Raw genomic sequence first — 19,995 nt, 5'->3', positions numbered from 1 at the left:
TTTTCCAACATATCTTTCGTCATCAAAGACAAATCGTATTGGGGCTTCCAGCCCCAATCTTTATTTGCAACACTGTCATCAATGCTTTGTGGCCAGCTGTCGGCAATAGCTTGTCTTGAATCTGGCTTATAGCCCATTTCAAAATCGGATACCTGCGCTTTAATGCTCTCTGCAATTTCTTTGGGAGAAAAACTCATCCCTGCAACATTATAGGAAGTTCTTACCGAAATTTTATCTGCAGGCGCTTCCATTAACTCCATTGTTGCACGAATGGCATCGGGCATATACATCATGGGCAAGTAGGTATCTTCAGACAGGAAGCAGGTATATTTTTGCTTCTCAATGGCTTCCAGATAAATTTCTACTGCGTAATCGGTAGTACCACCTCCCGGTGCAGATTTATAACTGATTAATCCCGGGTAGCGAATACTTCTTACATCCACCCCATAACGCTGGTGATAATAATTGCACCAGAACTCACCTGCATACTTGCTGATTCCATATACCGTAGTAGGTTCAATAATGGTTTGTTGCGGACACAATTGCTTGGGAGAGGTTGGACCAAATACCGCAATACTGCTGGGCCAGTATACCTTGTGCAGTTTTTCCTCGCGGGCAATATCCAGTACATTCAGCAAGCCCTGCATATTCAGGTGCCAGGCCAGGTTGGGATTCTTCTCCCCTGTTGCTGATAAGATAGCTGCCAGCAAATAAATCTGGGTAATATTCTGACGAATTACCTGTACGTGCAGCATTTCCTTGTTCATCACATCCATACTCACATATGGACCTGTTCCTTTTAATAAGGGATTCTCTTCTCTTAAATCAGAGGCAATAACATTGTTATTTCCGTATTGCTTTCTTAAAGCCAGCGTTAATTCAACACCAATTTGTCCGCAGGCTCCTATCACTAAAATTTTATCTTTTCTGCTAGGCATGGCAATCAATTGAGGAGCAAAGAAACGAAAAAATGAATGACAATTCCGTTACTTTTGTTTTATTGAATCAAGTACAATCTTTATTATATGTTACCTAATTTTTTGCAGGATTTATTTAAAAATCAACAATACAATCCGGAATCTTTTTTTCTGATTGCAGGACCCTGTGTAGTAGAATCAGAAGAAATTGTAATGGAAATTGCAGATACTGTGAGTTCACATTGCAAAAGATTGGGTATTCCTTATGTGTTTAAAGCCAGCTACAGAAAAGCCAACAGAACCAGTGCAAGTTCATTTACCGGACTGGGCGATGAAACGGGTCTTTTCTTAATTAAAAAAGTAGGCGAAACCTATCAGTTACCCACCACATCAGATATTCATGCCCATGAAGAAGCTGCCATGGCAGCCCCCTTTATCGACATACTTCAGATCCCCGCATTTCTATGCAGACAAACAGACTTACTGGAAGCCGCAGCTCAAACACAAAAAATTGTAAATGTTAAAAAAGGACAATTCCTGAGCGGAGCTTCTATGAAATTTGCTGTAGAAAAAATTCAGCGTGCGGGTAATCAACAAATCATGCTTACCGAAAGAGGCAATACGTTTGGATACCAGGACCTGGTAGTAGACTATCGCAACATTCCTGTAATGCAAAGTCATGGAGTACCTGTGATTATGGATTGTACACATTCTTTGCAACAACCCAATCAGACTTCAGGAGTAACCGGCGGAAACCCTGAAATGATTGGCACCATTGCCAAAGCAGCCATTGCAACCGGAGCAAACGGTTTGTTCATTGAAACCCATCCTAATCCATCTATAGCCAAGAGTGATGGAGCCAATATGCTGGCATTGAATTTGCTACCTTCTCTGTTAGAACAGCTGGTAAAGCTGAGAGATGTTGTAGTAAAATTATAATGCATGAAAAAAAGAATTGTTTGGGCCTTGTTCCTTCTGTTGGGTCATCAGGTAGTGATTGCGCAGTTGGATATTGCAGCAGGATTAAAAGAAGCACTAACCATTGGCGCTACAAAAGGTGCTGCTGCCTTGTCTGCAACAGACGGATTTTTTAAAAATGCTGCGCTAAAAATTTTACTCCCCCCTGAAGCAGCTAAAATTGAAAGAACCCTTAGATCAGTAGGAATGGGCAAGCAGGTAGACGAAGCTATTTTAAGCATCAACAGGGCTGCAGAAGATGCCTGTAAAACGGCTGCACCTATTTTTACCAATGCCATCAAACAAATGACGGTAAACGATGCTATTGGCATATTAAGAGGAGCAGATACGGCAGCTACTGCCTATTTAAAAAGAACCACCAGTGCTCCATTAACCAGCGCATTCAAACCCGTGATAGACAGTTCGCTACAGAAAACCGATGCTACCAAACATTGGACCAGCTTAGTGAATGCTTATAATAAATTCAGTTTTCAAAAACTCAATCCTTCCCTGAGCGATTATGTTACTGAAAAAGCATTGGCCGGCATATATAGTCAGATTGCTTTGGAAGAAAAAAATATCCGTCAGAATCCAGCTGCAAGAGCAACTGATTTATTGAAGAAAGTTTTTGGGCAATAGTGTGAGTAAATAAGTGAAGCGTTAACCATTAGAAAAGATACCATCCAGGTTATTCGTCTTTTTAACGATACTTCTGATTTGCATGTCCAGTTCGTTTGCACTTTCAATAAGGTGATCAAAGATTTCTTTGTTCTGTACAGAGTTGCTGCTATTCAAAACTTCAATTACACCCAGAATATTGGCCAATGGCCTTCTTACTTCGTGTGACTGAATAAAAGCTATATCGCGCAATACCTTATTCTGCGTTTTCATTTTTTCCTGTACGGCAATATCATCGGTAATATTGCGGTTGGTACCAATTAAACGGATGGGCTTTCCATCAGCCGACTTCTGAACAATGGCATGTGCTTCAATGTAACGAATCTTACCATTAGGCATATTGATCCGATAGATAGCGGAGTCAATGGATTTTTTACCCTCTGCCAATCCAGCCAGAATCTTTTTCATCATCTCCTTATCTTCCGGATGCATCATTTTTTTGAAGATCTTATAAGGAGCGAAAGGCGTGTCTTTAGCAAAACCGTAGAGGTCATACATTTTCTCGTCCCAGAAAGTATTTCCATCAGCAAGGTCTACCTCCCAAACACCAATCTGTGCAGAATCGGTAGCCAGCGAAAGTCTTTCAAGGGTTTCCCTTTGTTCCTGTTCAGCATTCTTACGCTTGGTAATATCATTGTCCGTAGACATGAATCCAATATGATTATTCGCTTCATCGAACAGCGGCTTGCCATTCAGTTCAAGCCAGACTGATTTATTCCGTTTGTTAATCACTTTTACTTCTTCTGTAAAAGCCAATTTATTATCGAGAGAATAACGGATTCTTTTTTTGATTTTATCGCTTACTTCCGGGGCATTCTCCAGGAAGAAATAGATTTTTTTACCCTTTACTTCCGCTTCCGTGTAACCCATGATACGCACAAAGCCTTCATTCACCCAGGTAATATTTTCTTCCTTATCGGTAATAATTACCGCATTTGTAGTATTGTGAGCAACCAATGACAGCAAAGCCAGGTCTTCATCTTCGTGAGCAGACTCCCTTACATAAGCCCTGCTTTCAGAAAGTTCAGTTGCCTTTTCATTGTTAGTTTCGGTAGTGGTTACATCATGCCCTACAGACATTACCCCAATTATATTACCAGCATCGTCTTTTACAGCAGAGATTTCCCAGTGTGTCCAGAAAAACTCATCACCCTCACAGGCTTTTCGTACTGTGATGGAAACGGGTTGTAAAGGGTTCTTAATACAGGTTCGCGCCGCTTCATTACAGGCTTTTACATCCTCTGCATAAACGGTGTCGGCAAAATGATTTTGGGTAAGATCAGTAGAAATATGAGAGAACTTGTGCTGAAACAATGGATTCACATACAGGAACCTTCCTGATAAGTCGGTGATGACCACAGAAAAAATCAATGAATTCAATAATTGCGATGGTAGCAATTGATTTACTTTCAAAAGACTCATAGGTGTGTACGGTTGCGCTGAGTTAGTCTGGGGGTAAACCAGTCAGCAGGATTACAACACCAAGATACCAAGTTATCGGCAAAAAATATAGTAAAATTAATAAATACAAACTGGTTGGTAGAGATTGGGCTCAATGAAAAATCCCGGTCAAATGCTGACCGGGATTACTTAAAGCCCTCAGGCTTATTATTTTATGCGGCAATCTTTCAAATACCTGCTATTCATGCTTAGATATCGATGGCTTCACCGTAAGCTGCAGCAGTTGCTTCTTTCAAGCCCTCACTCATGGTTGGGTGCGGGTGAACTGCATTCAGAATTTCGTGAGCGGTGGTTTCCAACTTACGGGCAACAACTGCTTCTGCAATCATTTCAGTTACATTGGTTCCAATCATATGACAACCCAGGAATTCACCATACTTGGCATCGTAAATCACTTTAATGAACCCTTCAGTTGCACCGGCAGCACTAGCTTTACCGCTGGCCATGAAAGGGAACTTACCAACCTTGATTTCGTATCCTGCATCCTTTGCAGCTTTCTCGGTATATCCAACACTGGCAATTTCAGGAATACAGTAGGTACATCCAGGGATATTGTTGTAATCCATTGCTTCAGGTACATGATGGAATTTCTTCTCTGTGTAACCGATATGTTCTGCTGCGTTAATACCTTCTTTGGCAGCAACGTGAGCCAATGCCTGACCAGGAGAACAGTCCCCAATTGCATAAATACCGGGAACAGAAGTCTGCTGGAATTTATCTACAATGATTTTTCCTTTTTCGGTTTTGATACCGTTTTCTTCCAGACCAATATTCTCAATATTCGCAACCACCCCTACTGCACTTAATAACACATCTGCTTCTAATACAACAATAGAACCATCCTGTTTTTTCACAGTAGCTTTAACGCCGGCTCCATTCGTATCAACTGATTCTACAGAAGCATTGGTCATGATTTCTATGCCTTGCTTTTTGTATTGCTTCTCTAATTCCTTAGAAATATCTTCATCTTCAACAGGCACAATTCTTGGCATGAATTCAACAATGGTTACTTTGGTACCCATGCTATTGTATACATAAGCAAATTCAACACCGATGGCACCACTACCAACCACAATCATAGACTTGGGTTGCTCAGGTAATACCATGGCTTCGCGGTATCCAATTACTTTTTTACCATCCTGTGGTAAATTAGGTAACGCACGGCTTCTTCCACCAGTTGCAATAATGATATGCTTACCTTCTACAATTTGCTTGCTGCCATCTGCTGCAGTAACTTCTACCTGACCCTTGGCTTTGATTTTACCATAGCCCATGATCACATCAATCTTGTTCTTCTTCATTAAGAATTGAACACCCTTACTCATTTTATCTGCAACACCACGGCTTCTTTTTACTACTGCACCAAAATCGTGTTGAACACCTGTTGCATTGATACCGTAGCTGGCACTATGTTTCATGTACTCGTACACTTGTGCACTTTTAATCAGCGCTTTGGTTGGGATACAACCCCAGTTTAAACAAACGCCTCCTAAACTTTCCTTTTCAATGATCGCCACTTTAAATCCAAGCTGAGAAGCACGGATTGCTGCGGGGTATCCACCAGGACCACTTCCCAAGACAATTACATCATATGCCATGATAACAGTATTAATTAAAAATGATAAATTATGGTTTTGTGGATGCGAAAATACTATGTTTATTCAAAGAATACGCGAATGGTCTGGTAAAACCATTTATTTCCGTTGGAAACACCTGAACGTTGCATTTGTTCGTTGTATCCCTGAAGTCCGAACAAGCCAGCCATATTGCCGTTTCTAAGGGCTATTTCAAGGTATCCGGCCGAATTAAACCAGGCTATTTTGCCATGTTCGGGAACGGATGCATAGTTTTCGCTGATTTTTTCAATCACTTCCTGTCTTTTCACTTCTATTTTAAAGTTCCTTCCCTTCCGGTGCTCTTCAAAATCTTTTTGCGTAATATTAACCACCACATTCTCAAAATTGTCTATAAACAAAATCTGTCCCTCTATCCAATTCTCTCCAACGGTGGGTTTTAGCGGATACTTCTCTACCATTTGCTGGGTAACCGATCCCGCAGCCGTAACCCTTCCCTCCTTAAATATTTTGGCCAAGGCCATTGAAATTTCCTGAGTAATGAAAAGTAACCCCGCTTTCTGCTGAATGGGAACTCGAATGATTTGTGCAGGCTTTTCACCTGTCATCATTGTAATAAGGCCATTATCTGCACAAATAATATGCTGTCCCTGGTGATGGGCAATTAAAAAATGATCTACTTCATTTTCAAATACATTCATCAAAACCAGGTGAAAACTGCCCGTGGGATAAAAACGAAAAGCATTACTGCAGATATAAGCCGCTAAGGGCAGGTTTGTCTGAGATAAATCATGTGTGATATCCACCAGATTCAAATCGGGTATGGCTTGCAGGAATTGACCCTTGATGGCACCAACGATAAAATCACGCTGGCCAATATCAGAACTAAGGGTCAGTATAGGCATGCGCTATCGTAACGCTAAACCCTTAACATTTATTTTACCAATTGGCCATTTTTAAAGAAAAAATTACGCACCAGTCGGTCTGCCCATGAAGGGAAAAATTTATTTAGAAAAACCGTACGCTTTCCAGTGAAAGTAAGTACCAATGTGCGCTTCCTTTTTTCGATGGCTTTGGCTATATGTTGGGCACATTCCTCGGCAGACATCATTTTATCTTCATCCATTTTTGATTCTCCGTTAGGCATACCTGATTTATCCAATGCAGCATTGCGAATATTACTGGTAGTGAATCCAGGACAAACCCACATTACATTGGTACCGGAATCAAGCAACTCGGTGCGGAGACTTTCCAGCCATCCGTTCACAGCATATTTGGAAGCAGAGTAACCGCTTCTACCCGGAAGACCTCTGTATCCGGCAATGGAAGAAACCCCCACGATGGTTCCCTGATTTCGAAGGATATATGGCAAAGCCAGCTTAGTACAATAAACAGTTCCCCAGAAATTAATATCCATTACTTTTCGAATGGCATCAAAACTGGCATCTTCTACCAAGGAACGCATAGATACGCCCGCATTATTAATTAATATATCCACCGTACCAAACTGCTTAATTACAACTTGCATGAAATTGATACAGTCCTGCTCTTTACTTACATCTGCCGTATGAATCACCAACGGTTTTCCGGAATTAGCCGATTGCAACTGATAAAGCTTATCATAATTTCTACCGCAGGTAGCCACTTTAGCCCCTGCATCCAGAAATAAACTCACCAATGCTTTTCCTATCCCTTCTGAACCACCCGTAATAACCACCACTTTGTTTTGAAACACCGACATGACTTGATTTTGTTTAATTCCATCAAAAATACATCAAAGAAAACTGCAACCTTGCAAGAAAAAATCTAAAATTTTTCAATAAAAATTTGGCAGTGTTTTTATTTATCCTATTTTTGCAACCCAAATTAAAGATAACGGCAACGAAATCTTTAAGATTCTGTAGCTCAGTTGGTAGAGCAATACACTTTTAATGTATGGGTCCTGGGTTCGAGTCCCAGCGGGATCACAAAGCTCCGAAGAAATTCGGAGCTTTTTTTATGCAAAGAACCGAGTGAGGGGAAGCCTCCCATATGGCTCGAGAACGATCGAGCTTCAAAAGCCAAACGTAATGTGCGAGCGGAAGCTTTACAAGCTTGCTTGCTAAAGCTGTAGCAAGCACAGTACGACGAGCGAAGCGAGTGCTTTTGAAGCGAGAATATGAATTGCGTTATAAGAAGCGAAGCGAGCACTTCCTCGAAAGGGTTAAGCATAAAAAAGCCAGCCTTATTTTTCTAAGAGATTTGGGTAAGGTCAATCCGGAGGGAAGTCGGCGTAACGAAGCTAAGCCGACAATCCCAATTGTTGGAACAGCGAAGCTAAGCCGACAATCCCGGCGCATTGTAAATTTTAAAGCAGCTAATACGCAATTACCAACCCTAGCAAAAACCACTTTAACAATATCTTATACCACAGAAACACCAAAATAGGGTCTTGAAGAAAATAAAAGTTAATATCAAATGCTTATGAAAAGAAAAGTACTTTTTGTCTTTGCGCTTGTTTCATTTTACTTCTGCAATGGTCAACTTACACAAGGAAATTGGTTAGTAGGCGGCACAAGTCAATTTTCTTTATATCAAAATAAAAATACAAACCTGTATCCTACAGCATATGAACAAACATCACAAGGATTTAATATCACTGCTTCTCCGAATATAGGGTATTTTATAAAAGACAGATTTGCGCTGGGATTAAGGCCATCTTTAATTTGGGAGAAAGGAAAAGGAGGCGATGCCATAGCCCCGGATGGCACTGTATTTGGAAGCGGTGGCCGACTCACACAAATCAGATTTGTTGTGGGCCCCTTTGGAAGATATTATTTATTAGATGCCGAAAAAGACTATAATATTTTGGTTGAAGCAAGCTATCAATACGGAGTAGGATCCCCAAAACCTATTAATGAAAAGATAAGTATATTTTCGGCTAGCATTGGGCCGGTTATTTATTTAAACTCGGCAGTTGGAATTGAATTTCTTTTAGGATATCAGAACACAATAGTAAATGCACCTGATTATTATAGAAACAATAGGAATACCCTTCAATTAAACATTGGGCTTCAAATTCACCTTGAATAACAAACTAAGGCACCATCCACCGATACTCCCCTTTTACATAATCAAAGAAAGCCCTTCTATGTCCTGCATGATTTAACCACACCCAGTCAATTGACTCAACTTTAATCCCCACAACGCCAAAGTGCTCCTTCCCTGCTTCACTCTCTTCTACAGTAAATTCCTCCTGCTCAATATGCAGTGGCAATCCACTGGTAGGAATATCAGAAAAATCCGAAGGGGTAAAAGGAGTTAAATAACATCTTCTGCTCGAGAGATTGGTTTTATCCCAGGCATCTGCTGTAATAGCATCATTAAAATACAAGACCGCCTTCCCTTTCACTCTTAACTGAATTCGCGCGCTGGCATCATAAAACAAAGCACTGATGGCAGGATTCATTTGCAAAGATCTCCATTTGGGACTACGCGTATCGGTATGAAAACGCAATTCCCGCTCCTCGGGCAAGGCTTTGCGAAGTACAACAGTGCGCAATGAAATATCCCCATCAGAAAAATTGGCTACTGCAGGCAAATGAAAAGGGTCCCTGCCTTTTACTGCTCCATTTACCAAACGTATCCAGCAATCTTTTTCCAGATCGGCCAATCTATAGTGAATGTTGTTAATTACAACACTATCATTTGTTTTATCCATACATGGTAAACAACCATCTAAGCCGAAAGTTCCCTATGCTTTTTGTTTATTTAATTCCTTCAAATAAGGTTGATGATACAAACGTTTCCCTGTCGCTTTATACAAGGCATTGGCAACAGCTGCAAAAACAGGCGGAAACGGTGGTTCTCCCAACCCGGTTGGATCAATATTGTTCTGCACAAAATGCACTTCAATTTTCTTCGGTGCTTCTCTATGGCGGATAATTCTGTAATTATTCAGGTTCTTTTGAGCAGTATCACCTTTGTCAATTAGTAGCTCTCCATATAAAGCATTTCCAATCCCATCAATAACTGCTCCTTCCACCATATTCTTTGCGCCTTCCGGATTCACTACAAAACCACAGTCCATGGCTGTCACTACTTTCTCCACATATGGCTGGCCATTCTTCATGGTTACATCTACCACATGGGCTGCATAAGAGGCATGACAGAAATAAGCAGAAACCCCACGTTTAGCATTTTTAGTAGCAGGACTTCCCCAGTTTGATTTCTCCTTCAACAACTGCAATACACCCATATAACGGGATACATCATAATCGTTGTTTTTCCCTACCGGATTGGCTTTTGCTTTTTTCAATAATTCAATTCTGAAATCCAACGGATCCTTACCCACTGCTTCTGCCAATTCATCTAAGAAGGATTGTTCAGCACTGGCATTAAAATTAGAACGGGGAGCACGATACGCACCAATGGTGATATTGGTTGGCAACTCCCAACTCTCTGCTAAGTAGTTATCAATAGCCCCAGCCGGGAATCTGTTTTCATGTAAAGGACTTTCAGGAAAGCCACCTCCAATTACATGCAGTGCCGTTACATTATTGTTCTCATCAATGGCTGCTTTATACGTCATGATATAGGTTGGACGATAAATGCCATTGGTCATATCATCTTCGCGGGTGTAAATCAGTTTCACAGGCGCTTTCATTTTTTTAGATATATGCCCTGCCTCTACTATATAATGTCCATAAGCCCTTCGTCCGAAGCCTCCTCCCATTCTGGCCAGTTTCATTTCCAGTTGTTCGGGCTTGATATCCAGATTGGCCACAATATTTTGTTTCATCATTTCAGGGATCTGAATGGGGGCAACAAAAAAGGCTTTTTCGTCTGTAATATGCGCAAAACAGCTAATGGGCTCCATTGGGTTATGCGCTAAGAAGGGTGCAGTGTAGGTTCTTTCAATTACCCGCTTCGCATTTTTTAAATGCAGCTTCAGGATCTCCATCTTTGTACGTCGCAACAACGTCATTGGCTTCTTTTGACATTTCATGCATCTGCCGCGAAATGCTCATCCGTACTTTCCAGACCGGCGGGAATGACTTCATCTCTTCTGCCCCCTCTTGCCATAACAGGTTCCTTGGTGGTTTGTATGGGTTCCCATTCTGCCACTACTTTTTTCCGGGCATTTATCACTTCCCAGGTAGAATTGCCTACCACAGCAATCAGTCTATTGAATGTCCGCGTATCAAATCCTGCTTTTACATAACCATCTTTGTACACCTGAAACTCAAATACATCTTTAATGCCTGGCATTTTCAAGGCTTCAGATGCATCAAATGACTTGAGTTGCATACCAAAAGCAGGCGGATGAATCACCATGGCAATCAACATGCCCTCTACCTGATAGTCCATGGTAAAAAGCGATTGACCACTCACAATTTCTTTTCCAACTTTATTTTTCTGAGGAGTACCTAACAAGGTAAACTCTCCCGGCTTTTTTAATGCTACTTTTTCTGGCTTAGGGAGCTTAGCTGCTGCAGTAGCCAGTTCTCCGTAAGTGGCTGCTTTACCTGAGCCTTTATGCATTACAGTACCTTTAGATACAGACAATTCATTCACAGGTACTCCCCATTCATTAGCTGCAGCCTGCATCAACATCAATCGTGCAGTAGCACCGGCAGTTCTTAATGGCATCCAGGCCATCGCCATGGCGCGGCTTCCACCAGTAAACTGACTCTTGAATCTGGGCGTATCATAATCCCCCATTTCTACTTTTACCTTACTCCAATCTGCCTCTAATTCTTCATTCACCATCATGGGCAGTGAAGTCATTACATTGGTTCCAAATTCAGGATTGGGATTAAATATTTTCACCTGATTGTCAGGCGTAATTTTGATAAATCCATTAAGCTGCACCCAATTGTTGTTATCGGCAACATGAGCCATGGCTTCATTCGGAATTAAATTGGCAAACCAACTGATACCAATCATCATGCCGCCACCTGTTAAGGAGGTAACTTTCAGAAACGAACGTCTGCTTTGATTTTTATTTTCGCTTTTCATTTTTCTAAAAATTATTTAGTGGTGGATTTAGCGGCTTTTTGAATGGCGGCTTTAATTCTTATATAAGTTCCGCAACGGCAAATATTTCCTGTCATGGCAGCTTCTATTTCTGCTTCTGTGGGATTGGGATTGCGTTTTAGCAAAGCCACTGCAGACATGATCTGACCAGTCTGACAATAGCCGCATTGCGCCACATCCAGTTCCAGCCAGGCTTTTTGCACGGGATGCATTTCAGTTTCAGAAGTAGCAATTCCTTCAATTGTAGTGATGGCTTGTGTACCAACTGCGGAAACAGGCAATTGACAGGAACGCAAAGCATTCCCATTTAAATGGACGGTGCATGCTCCGCAGGCTCCGGCACCACAACCATACTTGGTACCCACCAGGTGTAAATGATCTCTTAACACCCAAAGCAAGGGCGTTGAAGGATCCACATCCACCGACAATTGTTTACCGTTAATTTTTAACTGAAACTTCGCCATGACACTATTATTTAAATAGTGAATCTACATTTTATTTTGCATTTTCCGTTTCATGGCTGCTTCATACGCTATTTTCTCCTCCTTTGATTGAGGCAATAACGCTGGCACTTTTTTCGGCTTCCCCTTTTTATCTATGGAAACAAAATGAAAATACCCGTCAGCAATCAGACTGCTTTTATCTCCATTAAAATTGATTCTATTTACAGAAACATATACTTCCATAGAAGTATTGAAAGCACGCGTAACAATAGATTTAATAACCAGCACATCTCCCACTTTGGCAGATTGAGAAAAACCCACTTTACTAATTTCTGCTGTTACACAAATATTTCCGGCATGCATTTGAGCGGTTATGGCAGCAGCAATGTCCATCCAGTTAACCAATTTCCCTCCCAGTAAAATGCCCATTGGGTTCGTATCATTGGAACAGACTATTTCTGTTTTAACAGTAACAGAATCTGCAGGCTTTTTATTGATTTGCTTCTTCATTTGCTATGCTTGTTTCCTGTTCAGCAATCTTAAGTTGAATGGAGTCCAGTATCTGCCCTGCCAATTCAATATCATAATCTTCGTGGTATTTTTTCTTTACCCCCAATGAAGACAGTTCCAGGTGTACAGTAGGAACAACGGAATGATTCTGAAGACAGGCTTTTGCACAGGCCAGCGGGCACCCGTCAATTGCAATAATTTTTCTCCCCGATACTGCCGTCCTTACCAAACTTTTTACATTTCCGCCAACACCTGCAATACAACTCATTTCAGCAATTCCCTTCCTGTCTAATTGTACGGCAATATAATTGCTCATTTGTGCAGCATTACTGCAGCCAGAACAGGAATATACCAACGGCAAACTTTTATTTCTAAGCATTGCAGAATATTTTCGCAAATATAATAATTAAAGATATTTTTGTCCTTAATTATTATTCAGGCATGGGATTCAATGAAAAAAATAAGATCCTGACAGCAGGCATACTTTTACTGACTTTCACTGTTTATAGTTTTCACCTATACAGTAGCCTGCCCCGGCAAAACCTGGCAAAGGCAGACGATTCCAATGGCAAATTGGTATGGCAAGAAAAAAACTGCATCAGCTGCCACCAGATTTATGGCTTAGGAGGATACTTAGGCCCTGACCTTACGAACGTTTACAGCACAAAAGGCCCGGAATACATCAAAGCTTTTTTAAAAAAAGGAACGGTGGTAATGCCCAATTTCAAACTATCAGATAAAGAAATACAGGAACTGCTTGGCTACTTAAAAAATATAGACCAGACAGGAAAAGCCGATCCAAGAACTTTTACAATTTCATACAATGGGACCATTAAGCAATAAGGAACATAAATTATTCAAAGCCTATTTACTTACTGCATTAATGCTACTGGTACTTGGCTTAAGCTGGGGGATTATCGGAAGCTTACAATACATAAGTCCGGGCTTACTAAAACAGCATTTTTCATTTGAAAAAATAAGGCCCCTGCATGTTAGCTCTGTTCTATTCTGGATAATCATAGCATCGGTGGGCATGGTGCTCACCTATTTACGAAGTGTAACAGGTAAAAAACTGTACTCATTTAAACTGGCTTATATACACTTGCTTGTATTTATCATTTCAACTTTAGGAATTTACTTTGCTTATATATCCGGCAATTTTGGAGGCAGGGAATATTGGGAGTTTCCTCCGTTTTTTGCAGTATTAATTATAGCTGGCTGGATATTATTTCTGATTAATTTCATCAGTTCCTTATCGTCTTTCAGAAATCAGCCCGTCTACATCTGGATGTGGATGACAGGTATAATCTTCTTTCTCTTTACTTACCTGGAATCTTATTTGTGGGTCATCCCCTATTTCAGGAAAAATTTAATCGGAGACATACTGATTCAATGGAAATCGAACGGTTCCATGGTTGGCTCATGGAATATGCTGATTTATGGTTCCAGCATTTTCCTGATGGAAAAAATAAGCGGCAATAAAGAAACAAGCCAATCTTCAATAGCATTTATATTATATTTCACTGGTCTTTTTAATCTAATGTTTAACTGGGGACATCATATTTATACGCTTCCGACAGCACCTTATGTTCAGTATATCAGTTATGCAGTCAGCATGACTGAATTGTTCATAATCGGTAGAATAATTTTCAACTGGAAAAAGACCCTGGATACTGCACAAAAAAACCTGCATATTTTATCGTATCGCTTGCTTTTATCTGCAGACATCTGGGTATTTCTCACTTTAGCATTAGCCATTCTCATGTCAATACCCGGAATCAATGTATATACGCATGGCACGCATATAACAGTAGCCCATACCATGGGGGCCACCATTGGTATCAATAGCTTTATTCTACTTGCTACTATTACTGATAACTCAGAAGATAATTGCAGCAATTTATTACACTATCACAAAATCATAAATAAAGGCATCTGGATCAGCAATATTTCATTACTGGTATTCTGGTGTAGTTTAATTGGAGCAGGAATAAAGAAAGCCATCTGGCAAACTGCTGAAGTTCAAAACAGTTTTAGCATGATGATGCAGGAATTGAAACCGTACTTTATTGTATTCATGGCTGCTGGAATTAGCCTGGCAATAGGATTATTCTGTATTATATTCCCGCTGATGAAAATGAAAATTAGCTGTATTTTCAAGAAATAAATTCATCAATAATTCTAACAATCTATGTTTTCTAAAAAAACAGAATATGCTTTAAGAGCAACCATCTATATTGCAAAACACAGTTCAGAAGAAAAGAAGCTTAGCATTGTTGATATTTCAAAAGCCATCAACTCACCTCAATCCTTTACTGCGAAAATCCTTCAGGTACTTACGAAGAAAAAACTGATTCACTCTTTGCCTGGGCCTAATGGTGGCTTTTATATAACTGAGCCTACTTTACAGGCACCCATATCCTGCATTATTGATGCCATGGGTGAGAATGAAGCATTGGATAAATGTGTTTTAGGGCTAAAAAAATGTTCAACAGCAAACCCTTGTCCGCTGCATGAGCAATACAAGAAAGTTAAGTTTCAGCTGAAAGAAATTTTTGAAGAAAAATCAATTAGCAAACTGGCAAAAGAATTAAAAAACAACAAGAGCCTACAATACTAATGCTTCATACAACACTTCCACCGGATGCAAAGCCACCACATTGGTGCCATCTTTTATCTGGTGCCTGCAGGATGTACCAGCCGCTGCTATGATTTTTTCATCTGCCATTTTTCTTACTGCAGGAAACAATACCAGCTCTCCTACTTTCTGTGAAACTTCATAGTGTTCTTTTTCGTACCCAAAGGATCCAGCCATACCACAACAACCACTCGGTATAATCTCTACCGAATAATTTTTAGGCAAGGACAACATGGTTACACTATGGTTTTGCGAGGACAACACTTTCTGATAACAATGTCCGTGCAAAGCAATCTGTCTGTGGTTTTCAGTAAATGCCTCTGCTTTAATATTTCCTGCTGTTATTTCACGCGCAAAAAATTCTTCAATAGTAAAAGTATGATTGGCCAGGTGGATCGCAGCTGCCTTGTTTTCCGGACTCGCGAGGTCTTTGTATTCATCTCTGAGAGTTAGCAAAGCGGAAGGCTCAATCCCAACAATCGGAACTTCCTTAGAAACCAGTGGAGATAAGTATTGAATATTCCGATTGGCAATGGCTGCAGCTTTACGCAACAAACCTTTGGACAAATAAGATCGGCCACTTTCTACATGTTCCGGAATTGCTACTTCGTATCCCAGTTTTTCCAATAAAAGAATCGCCTTCTGCCCGATAGAACTATCCAGAAAATTGGTAAACTCGTCACAGAAAAAATAGACTTTTCTTGCACGCTGCACTTTCCTTTTTTCATGCCATGCATGTAATTGTACATTACCCAACAAAGGCATGGTTCTTTCCGGATGAAACCCTACTATTCGATTCGCCAGTTTACGCAAGGCGGGCGTGCCAAAGATTAAATTATAGACAGGTCTGAATACAGCAGCCAGTTTCATTTGTGCGGCAAAATTACCAACCAGCTTAGATCGGAATGGGGTTCCATTGGCATCATAATAATGTTGCAGAAACTCTGCCTTCATCTTGGTGATATCTACACTGGACGGACATTCAATCTTGCACCCTTTACAACTTAAACAGAGATCCATGGCTTCCTTTATCTCTTCGTGATTATAGGGCTGCAGATCATGCGGATTACTTAAGAACTGACGCAAAATATTAGCCCTGGCACGGGTGGTATTTTTTTCGCTGCGGGTTGCCATAAAACTCGGACACATGAGTCCACCGGATATTTCAGATTTTCTGCAATCACCCGAACCCGAGCATTTTTCTGCCAATCTTAAAATACCATCGTCTGCACTAAAATCAAAAATGGTTTTGGTGGGAGTAGCCTGCTGATTCACCTGCATTCTGAAATGCGCATCCATCGGAGGCGTATCGGTTATTTTACCTTTATTGAAAATCCCCTTGGGGTCGAAAATGTTTTTTACCTGCTTGAACAAGCCATATACTTCTGCTCCTACCATTGCAGGAATAAACTCCCCTCTCAATCTTCCATCTCCGTGCTCACCCGAAAGTGACCCATTGTATTTTTTTACCAGTGCGGCTGTTTCTTTCAGAATATCGCGAAACTGTTTTACCCCTTCTTCCGTCTTCAGATTAATAATCGGCTCCACATGCAGCTCCCCCGCTCCTGCGTGCGCATAATAGGAAGCTTTTACTCCATGTTTTGCCAGCAACACTTGCAGCTCCTCAATATAATGAGGTAAATCATTGGTAGATACTGCACAATCTTCAATCAGATTTACTGGCTGTGCATCGCCCTTTAAATTGCGCAGCAAGCCTAATCCTGCTTTGCGTACATCCCAGGCAAACTTAGTATCGGCATTGTACAATACCGGATAGGCATAGCCCAGTTTGCTTTGTTGCAAAGCAGCAATGGTGGATTGCAATTTTTCATCCAAAGCAGCACGGCTTTCTTCCATAAACTCCACCATCAATAAAGCGGCAGGATCCCCTTCAATAAAAAAGCGGTTCTTCTGGTATTCCGGATGACCAATGGTAAAATCCATGATCATTTTATCTACCAGTTCCGATGCCATCGGCCCTTGTTTCAACACTTCAATATTCGCGTATAAAGACTCCACCAAATTAGAGCAATGCACAATCAATACCCCAACTTCTTTGGGAGGCAGTGGCAACAAACTCAATTTTAATTCTGTAATAAAACCCAGGGTTCCTTCAGACCCTGCGAGTAATTTACACAGATTGAATGCAGTTCCATTTTCTGTAAATGGCTGCATATCCAATAAAGAATCTAATGCGTACCCGGTATTTCTGCGGACTACTTCTTTAGCCGGAAACTGATCCCGAATCAATTGTTGACGATCATTGTTATTCAACAATGAAAACAAGTCCTGATAAATCTTTCCTTCTAAGCCCTGCATTGAATCAATTTCAGACCAATCTCTTTCCTTAAATACAGCTGTGCTTCCGTCGCTTAATAAAACTTTCGCTTCCATTAAGTGGTCACGGGCCGATCCCCAGACAATGCTATGCAAACCGCAGGAATTATTCCCAACCATCCCGCCTATCATGGCTCTGTTGGCGGTGGAAGTTTCCGGACCATACATCAGTCCAAATCCCTTCAGGTAACTGTTTAAATCGTCTCTGATTACACCGGGCTGCACACGGCACCATTTCTCTTCTACATTCACTTCAATCATTTGTGTGAAGTGTTTGGATATATCTACCACAATACCTGCGCCCACTACCTGACCAGCCAGTGATGTTCCAGCAGCGCGTGGGATTAAAGTAATACTATGTTGTTGTGCAAATGCAATTAAAATTTCCAGATCTCTTTCATCGGTTGGGATGGCAACCGCCAGGGGCATTTCCTGGTAAACAGAAGCGTCAGTTGCATAAGCGCGCAATTGCATCTGATGCTTTGCTTCTGTATCAAAATAAAACTCTCCGGATAGCTGTTGGGCTAATTCTTGCAGCGACTCTTTCATTAAAACCTAAATTGGGCAGAAATATACAAATTCCTTCCCAAACCATTGATGCCGCTCCCGTGCATACGATAGTCCTGATTAAAAATATTGGCCAAACCGGTGCGCAGCACTACAGAATTAAAATCAATGCTGGCGTGTATATTCAGGATATTCCAACCTGGCGTACCTCCTTTGGGAATGCGGTTGTCGTCCTTGTCTCCTTGCGCCAGTCTGGTCTGTGATCCGGCATATACATATTCCAACATATACATCATCTTACCTGGCTTCCACTGCAAATAGGATCTTCCATGAAATGGCGGAATTCTTCTCATAGGTTCTGCACGGGTAGTATTTTGTCCAAAGGAATAGGCACCGTTGCTATGCAATGACCATCCATTCTTCCATTGATATTGAAAACTGTATTCAAAGCCCCGGATAAAGGATTCCTGGTTATTTTCTTTGATATATACATTGTAACCGTTGATTTGCTGCCCGGGCAACTGTACCCTATTGATCAGATTGGTTAAATGCATATAATAAAAAGCAAGAGAGGCTTGCAATTGTTTTGTCTGCACTTTATAACCCAACTCCGTATTCATGGTCTTCTCTGGCCTTAAACCAAATGCAGGAATTTCATAACGAAAATCCACCAGACCCAGCGTACCCATATCATCTATATTCGGAGCACGATAACCCGTACTGTAGGATGCATAAAGGGATTGCTGTTTATTCAATTGATAAGAAATGGCTCCATTGAATACCAGTGAAGAAGGTTTCACCAGAGCAGTATCTACTTTTATATTGAGTGCATTGTAACGTAGTCCCGCTTCAATAGAAAAATTGCCCAATGCAATATGATGCATGCTATACAAGGAAAAATTTCCCATGCTTGCCCCATCCGGATAAAGTCCTCTTTGTTGTAAAACTGCACTATTGGCAATAGTAATTTGCTGCTTATTACTATGCACAAGATCAGCATAATATTCAATACCCGTATTGGCTGTCCAATTTGGAGAGAAAACAGAAAATACATCCGCTGTTAAGCCAATAGTTCTTACTTTTTCTTCTTCTACAAAACGATTGGCATTGCCGTTTCGTTGATACCTTCTCTGCTCGCTGTTATTTTGCAGGGAAGCAGTGAAGTTCATTTTGGAAAAAAGATTATGCCTTGAATTCCCTTCTAATCGCACATAACTGAGTTTGCGCACTTGTGGATCAAACACATAATAGGCAAAATTTTCCAGCGCTACCCGATGATAAAGGGGCACATTTTTTTGCTGGTTTTGCTGATGCATCGCCGTTAAAGTCCATTGCGAATTCAATTGCCATTTAAACTTCAGATCAATGGCTTGCTCTTTATAGCCACTCGGATTTTGAATACCCGTTGTATCACCTCCGGGCAAATTCCCGAATTTTCTGGAAGTGTATCCTACCTGAAAAGCAGTTTTACTACTGCGATACACCAATTCTGCTCTCCCCGTATATTCCACATCATTACTCAATACTCTTCCGGTAATATTGCCAGACCATTGAGGCTTTTCCGTAAACCCGGGGTCTTTGGTAAAAACCTGAATCACTCCTCCCATAGCATCAGAACCATATTGCACAGAGCCCGTTCCCCTGGCTACTTCTATAGCGCCAACTGAAAAAAGATCAATGGTATTAAAATATTGATTGGGTCCATATCTGTAAGTAGCATTATTTAAACGAATACCATCTAGCATCAAAAGATTCTGATTACCCGTTAAGGATCTTACAAATGGAGATCCTCCACCATGATTGGTTTTCTGAACAAAGACACCCATGGTTCCTACCAAAGCTTCCGGACTGGTCCGGGGTTGAAACCGTTCTACTACATTCAGATTAATTCGTGTAACAGAGTAAGGTGTATGCAGTGTATTTTGTTTTGTTCTTGTTGCCGTTACGGTTACCTC

At 40.9% G+C, this 19,995-nt stretch carries 19 protein-coding genes and 1 tRNA gene; 7 read left to right on the top strand and 13 right to left on the bottom strand.

What is annotated here, in order from left to right:
- The coding region (locus P767_RS15465; RefSeq protein ID WP_071840020.1) for an NAD-dependent epimerase/dehydratase family protein at positions 1 to 938 on the bottom strand (938 nt) is incomplete at its 3' end.
- A gap of 87 nt (positions 939 to 1,025) precedes the next feature.
- Between P767_RS15465 and kdsA the strand changes: the two genes are divergently transcribed.
- The gene (gene kdsA, locus P767_RS0102625; protein ID WP_037351581.1) at positions 1,026 to 1,856 is read left to right on the top strand and encodes a 3-deoxy-8-phosphooctulonate synthase; all 831 of its coding nucleotides are present in this window, start codon (positions 1,026 to 1,028) and stop codon (positions 1,854 to 1,856) included.
- Between the two features lie 3 nt (positions 1,857 to 1,859).
- Complete coding sequence (locus P767_RS15460; protein WP_051417019.1) at positions 1,860 to 2,513, top strand: DUF4197 domain-containing protein; 654 nt, start codon at positions 1,860 to 1,862, stop codon at positions 2,511 to 2,513.
- Positions 2,514 to 2,534: 21 nt separating this feature from the next.
- On the opposite strand, the gene P767_RS0102615 is transcribed toward P767_RS15460, so the two are convergent.
- From P767_RS0102615 to P767_RS0102600, 4 genes are all read right to left on the bottom strand, one after another.
- Positions 2,535 to 3,974 carry a PAS domain S-box protein gene (locus P767_RS0102615; RefSeq protein ID WP_026763295.1) on the bottom strand — a complete coding sequence of 480 codons (1,440 nt, stop codon included), beginning with the start codon at positions 3,972 to 3,974 and terminating at the stop codon, positions 2,535 to 2,537.
- Positions 3,975 to 4,201: 227 nt separating this feature from the next.
- Positions 4,202 to 5,611 carry a dihydrolipoyl dehydrogenase gene (gene lpdA, locus P767_RS0102610; RefSeq protein ID WP_026763294.1) on the bottom strand — a complete coding sequence of 470 codons (1,410 nt, stop codon included), beginning with the start codon at positions 5,609 to 5,611 and terminating at the stop codon, positions 4,202 to 4,204.
- A 59-nt stretch (positions 5,612 to 5,670) separates the two neighbouring features.
- A complete protein-coding gene (locus P767_RS0102605) occupies positions 5,671 to 6,492 on the bottom strand; it encodes an SAM hydrolase/SAM-dependent halogenase family protein (protein ID WP_026763293.1) in 822 nt (273 codons plus the stop codon).
- Positions 6,493 to 6,521: 29 nt separating this feature from the next.
- On the bottom strand, positions 6,522 to 7,328 hold the full coding sequence (locus P767_RS0102600) for an SDR family oxidoreductase (RefSeq protein ID WP_026763292.1): 807 nt from the start codon (positions 7,326 to 7,328) through the stop codon (positions 6,522 to 6,524).
- Positions 7,329 to 7,481: 153 nt separating this feature from the next.
- Between P767_RS0102600 and P767_RS0102595 the strand changes: the two genes are divergently transcribed.
- Positions 7,482 to 7,554 (top strand) — tRNA-Lys (locus P767_RS0102595).
- A gap of 496 nt (positions 7,555 to 8,050) precedes the next feature.
- The gene (locus P767_RS0102585) at positions 8,051 to 8,659 is read left to right on the top strand and encodes a hypothetical protein (RefSeq protein WP_026763290.1); all 609 of its coding nucleotides are present in this window, start codon (positions 8,051 to 8,053) and stop codon (positions 8,657 to 8,659) included.
- 4 nt (positions 8,660 to 8,663) lie between these two features.
- Here the strand turns inward: P767_RS0102585 and P767_RS15455 are convergent, their stop codons facing one another.
- The 6 genes from P767_RS15455 to P767_RS0102560 are packed head-to-tail and all read right to left on the bottom strand — an operon-like array spanning position 8,664 to position 12,937.
- Entirely contained in the window at positions 8,664 to 9,287 is a 624-nt protein-coding gene (locus tag P767_RS15455; protein ID WP_051417017.1) for a pyridoxamine 5'-phosphate oxidase family protein, read from the bottom strand.
- A 33-nt stretch (positions 9,288 to 9,320) separates the two neighbouring features.
- On the bottom strand, positions 9,321 to 10,553 hold the full coding sequence (locus P767_RS18590; RefSeq protein ID WP_216593188.1) for a xanthine dehydrogenase family protein molybdopterin-binding subunit: 1,233 nt from the start codon (positions 10,551 to 10,553) through the stop codon (positions 9,321 to 9,323).
- Positions 10,554 to 10,570: 17 nt separating this feature from the next.
- Positions 10,571 to 11,587: a molybdopterin cofactor-binding domain-containing protein gene (locus P767_RS18585; protein WP_216593187.1), complete on the bottom strand. Its 1,017-nt coding sequence runs from the start codon at positions 11,585 to 11,587 to the stop codon at positions 10,571 to 10,573.
- Positions 11,588 to 11,598: 11 nt separating this feature from the next.
- A complete protein-coding gene (locus P767_RS0102570) occupies positions 11,599 to 12,069 on the bottom strand; it encodes a (2Fe-2S)-binding protein (protein ID WP_026763289.1) in 471 nt (156 codons plus the stop codon).
- 24 nt (positions 12,070 to 12,093) lie between these two features.
- Entirely contained in the window at positions 12,094 to 12,558 is a 465-nt protein-coding gene (locus P767_RS15445; RefSeq protein WP_051417014.1) for an acyl-CoA thioesterase, read from the bottom strand.
- The gene (locus P767_RS0102560; RefSeq protein WP_026752129.1) at positions 12,539 to 12,937 is read right to left on the bottom strand and encodes a putative zinc-binding protein; all 399 of its coding nucleotides are present in this window, start codon (positions 12,935 to 12,937) and stop codon (positions 12,539 to 12,541) included. Before P767_RS0102560 ends, P767_RS15445 begins: the two co-directional genes overlap by 20 nt.
- 62 nt (positions 12,938 to 12,999) lie before the next feature.
- Here P767_RS0102560 and P767_RS0102555 point away from each other — a divergent pair, with 62 nt between their 5' ends.
- Genes P767_RS0102555 through P767_RS0102545 form a run of 3 tightly spaced genes read left to right on the top strand, consistent with a single transcriptional unit; the run spans position 13,000 to position 15,178 of the window.
- Entirely contained in the window at positions 13,000 to 13,401 is a 402-nt protein-coding gene (locus P767_RS0102555) for a c-type cytochrome (RefSeq protein WP_051417013.1), read from the top strand.
- Complete coding sequence (locus P767_RS15440; RefSeq protein ID WP_051417011.1) at positions 13,382 to 14,725, top strand: cbb3-type cytochrome c oxidase subunit I; 1,344 nt, start codon at positions 13,382 to 13,384, stop codon at positions 14,723 to 14,725. The genes P767_RS0102555 and P767_RS15440 overlap by 20 nt, the downstream gene beginning before the upstream one ends.
- Positions 14,726 to 14,749: 24 nt before the next feature.
- On the top strand, positions 14,750 to 15,178 hold the full coding sequence (locus tag P767_RS0102545; RefSeq protein ID WP_026763287.1) for an RrF2 family transcriptional regulator: 429 nt from the start codon (positions 14,750 to 14,752) through the stop codon (positions 15,176 to 15,178).
- On the opposite strand, the gene P767_RS0102540 is transcribed toward P767_RS0102545, so the two are convergent.
- Positions 15,167 to 18,082, bottom strand: coding sequence for an FAD-binding and (Fe-S)-binding domain-containing protein (locus tag P767_RS0102540; RefSeq protein WP_037351579.1), 2,916 nt, complete (start codon positions 18,080 to 18,082; stop codon positions 15,167 to 15,169). The genes P767_RS0102545 and P767_RS0102540 overlap by 12 nt on opposite strands.
- Positions 18,082 to 19,995: TonB-dependent receptor plug domain-containing protein (locus tag P767_RS0102535; RefSeq protein ID WP_026763285.1), on the bottom strand; the 1,914-nt coding region annotated here is incomplete at its 5' end. The genes P767_RS0102540 and P767_RS0102535, both read right to left, overlap by 1 nt.

Source organism: Sediminibacterium salmoneum NBRC 103935 (assembly GCF_000511175.1).
Lineage (GTDB): Bacteria > Bacteroidota > Bacteroidia > Chitinophagales > Chitinophagaceae > Sediminibacterium > Sediminibacterium salmoneum.
The sequence above is the reverse complement of the archived record's forward strand: the minus strand, read 5'-3'. Positions and strand labels throughout refer to the sequence as shown.

Excerpts from the sequence above, each read along its gene's own strand:
- P767_RS15440 (WP_051417011.1), top strand. The coding sequence starts at position 13,382 with ATGGGACCATTAAGCAATAAGGAACATAAATTATTCAAAGCCTATTTA.
- P767_RS0102555 (WP_051417013.1), top strand. The coding sequence starts at position 13,000 with ATGGGATTCAATGAAAAAAATAAGATCCTGACAGCAGGCATACTTTTA.
- P767_RS0102600 (WP_026763292.1), bottom strand. The coding sequence starts at position 7,328 with ATGTCGGTGTTTCAAAACAAAGTGGTGGTTATTACGGGTGGTTCAGAA.
- lpdA (WP_026763294.1), bottom strand. The coding sequence starts at position 5,611 with ATGGCATATGATGTAATTGTCTTGGGAAGTGGTCCTGGTGGATACCCC.
- P767_RS15445 (WP_051417014.1), bottom strand. The coding sequence starts at position 12,558 with ATGAAGAAGCAAATCAATAAAAAGCCTGCAGATTCTGTTACTGTTAAA.
- kdsA (WP_037351581.1), top strand. The coding sequence starts at position 1,026 with ATGTTACCTAATTTTTTGCAGGATTTATTTAAAAATCAACAATACAAT.
- P767_RS18585 (WP_216593187.1), bottom strand. The coding sequence starts at position 11,587 with ATGAAAAGCGAAAATAAAAATCAAAGCAGACGTTCGTTTCTGAAAGTT.
- P767_RS0102615 (WP_026763295.1), bottom strand. The coding sequence starts at position 3,974 with ATGAGTCTTTTGAAAGTAAATCAATTGCTACCATCGCAATTATTGAAT.
- P767_RS0102545 (WP_026763287.1), top strand. The coding sequence starts at position 14,750 with ATGTTTTCTAAAAAAACAGAATATGCTTTAAGAGCAACCATCTATATT.
- P767_RS0102540 (WP_037351579.1), bottom strand. The coding sequence starts at position 18,082 with ATGAAAGAGTCGCTGCAAGAATTAGCCCAACAGCTATCCGGAGAGTTT.
- P767_RS0102605 (WP_026763293.1), bottom strand. The coding sequence starts at position 6,492 with ATGCCTATACTGACCCTTAGTTCTGATATTGGCCAGCGTGATTTTATC.
- P767_RS15455 (WP_051417017.1), bottom strand. The coding sequence starts at position 9,287 with ATGGATAAAACAAATGATAGTGTTGTAATTAACAACATTCACTATAGA.
- P767_RS18590 (WP_216593188.1), bottom strand. The coding sequence starts at position 10,553 with ATGACGTTGTTGCGACGTACAAAGATGGAGATCCTGAAGCTGCATTTA.
- P767_RS0102570 (WP_026763289.1), bottom strand. The coding sequence starts at position 12,069 with ATGGCGAAGTTTCAGTTAAAAATTAACGGTAAACAATTGTCGGTGGAT.
- P767_RS15460 (WP_051417019.1), top strand. The coding sequence starts at position 1,860 with ATGAAAAAAAGAATTGTTTGGGCCTTGTTCCTTCTGTTGGGTCATCAG.
- P767_RS0102585 (WP_026763290.1), top strand. The coding sequence starts at position 8,051 with ATGAAAAGAAAAGTACTTTTTGTCTTTGCGCTTGTTTCATTTTACTTC.
- P767_RS0102560 (WP_026752129.1), bottom strand. The coding sequence starts at position 12,937 with ATGCTTAGAAATAAAAGTTTGCCGTTGGTATATTCCTGTTCTGGCTGC.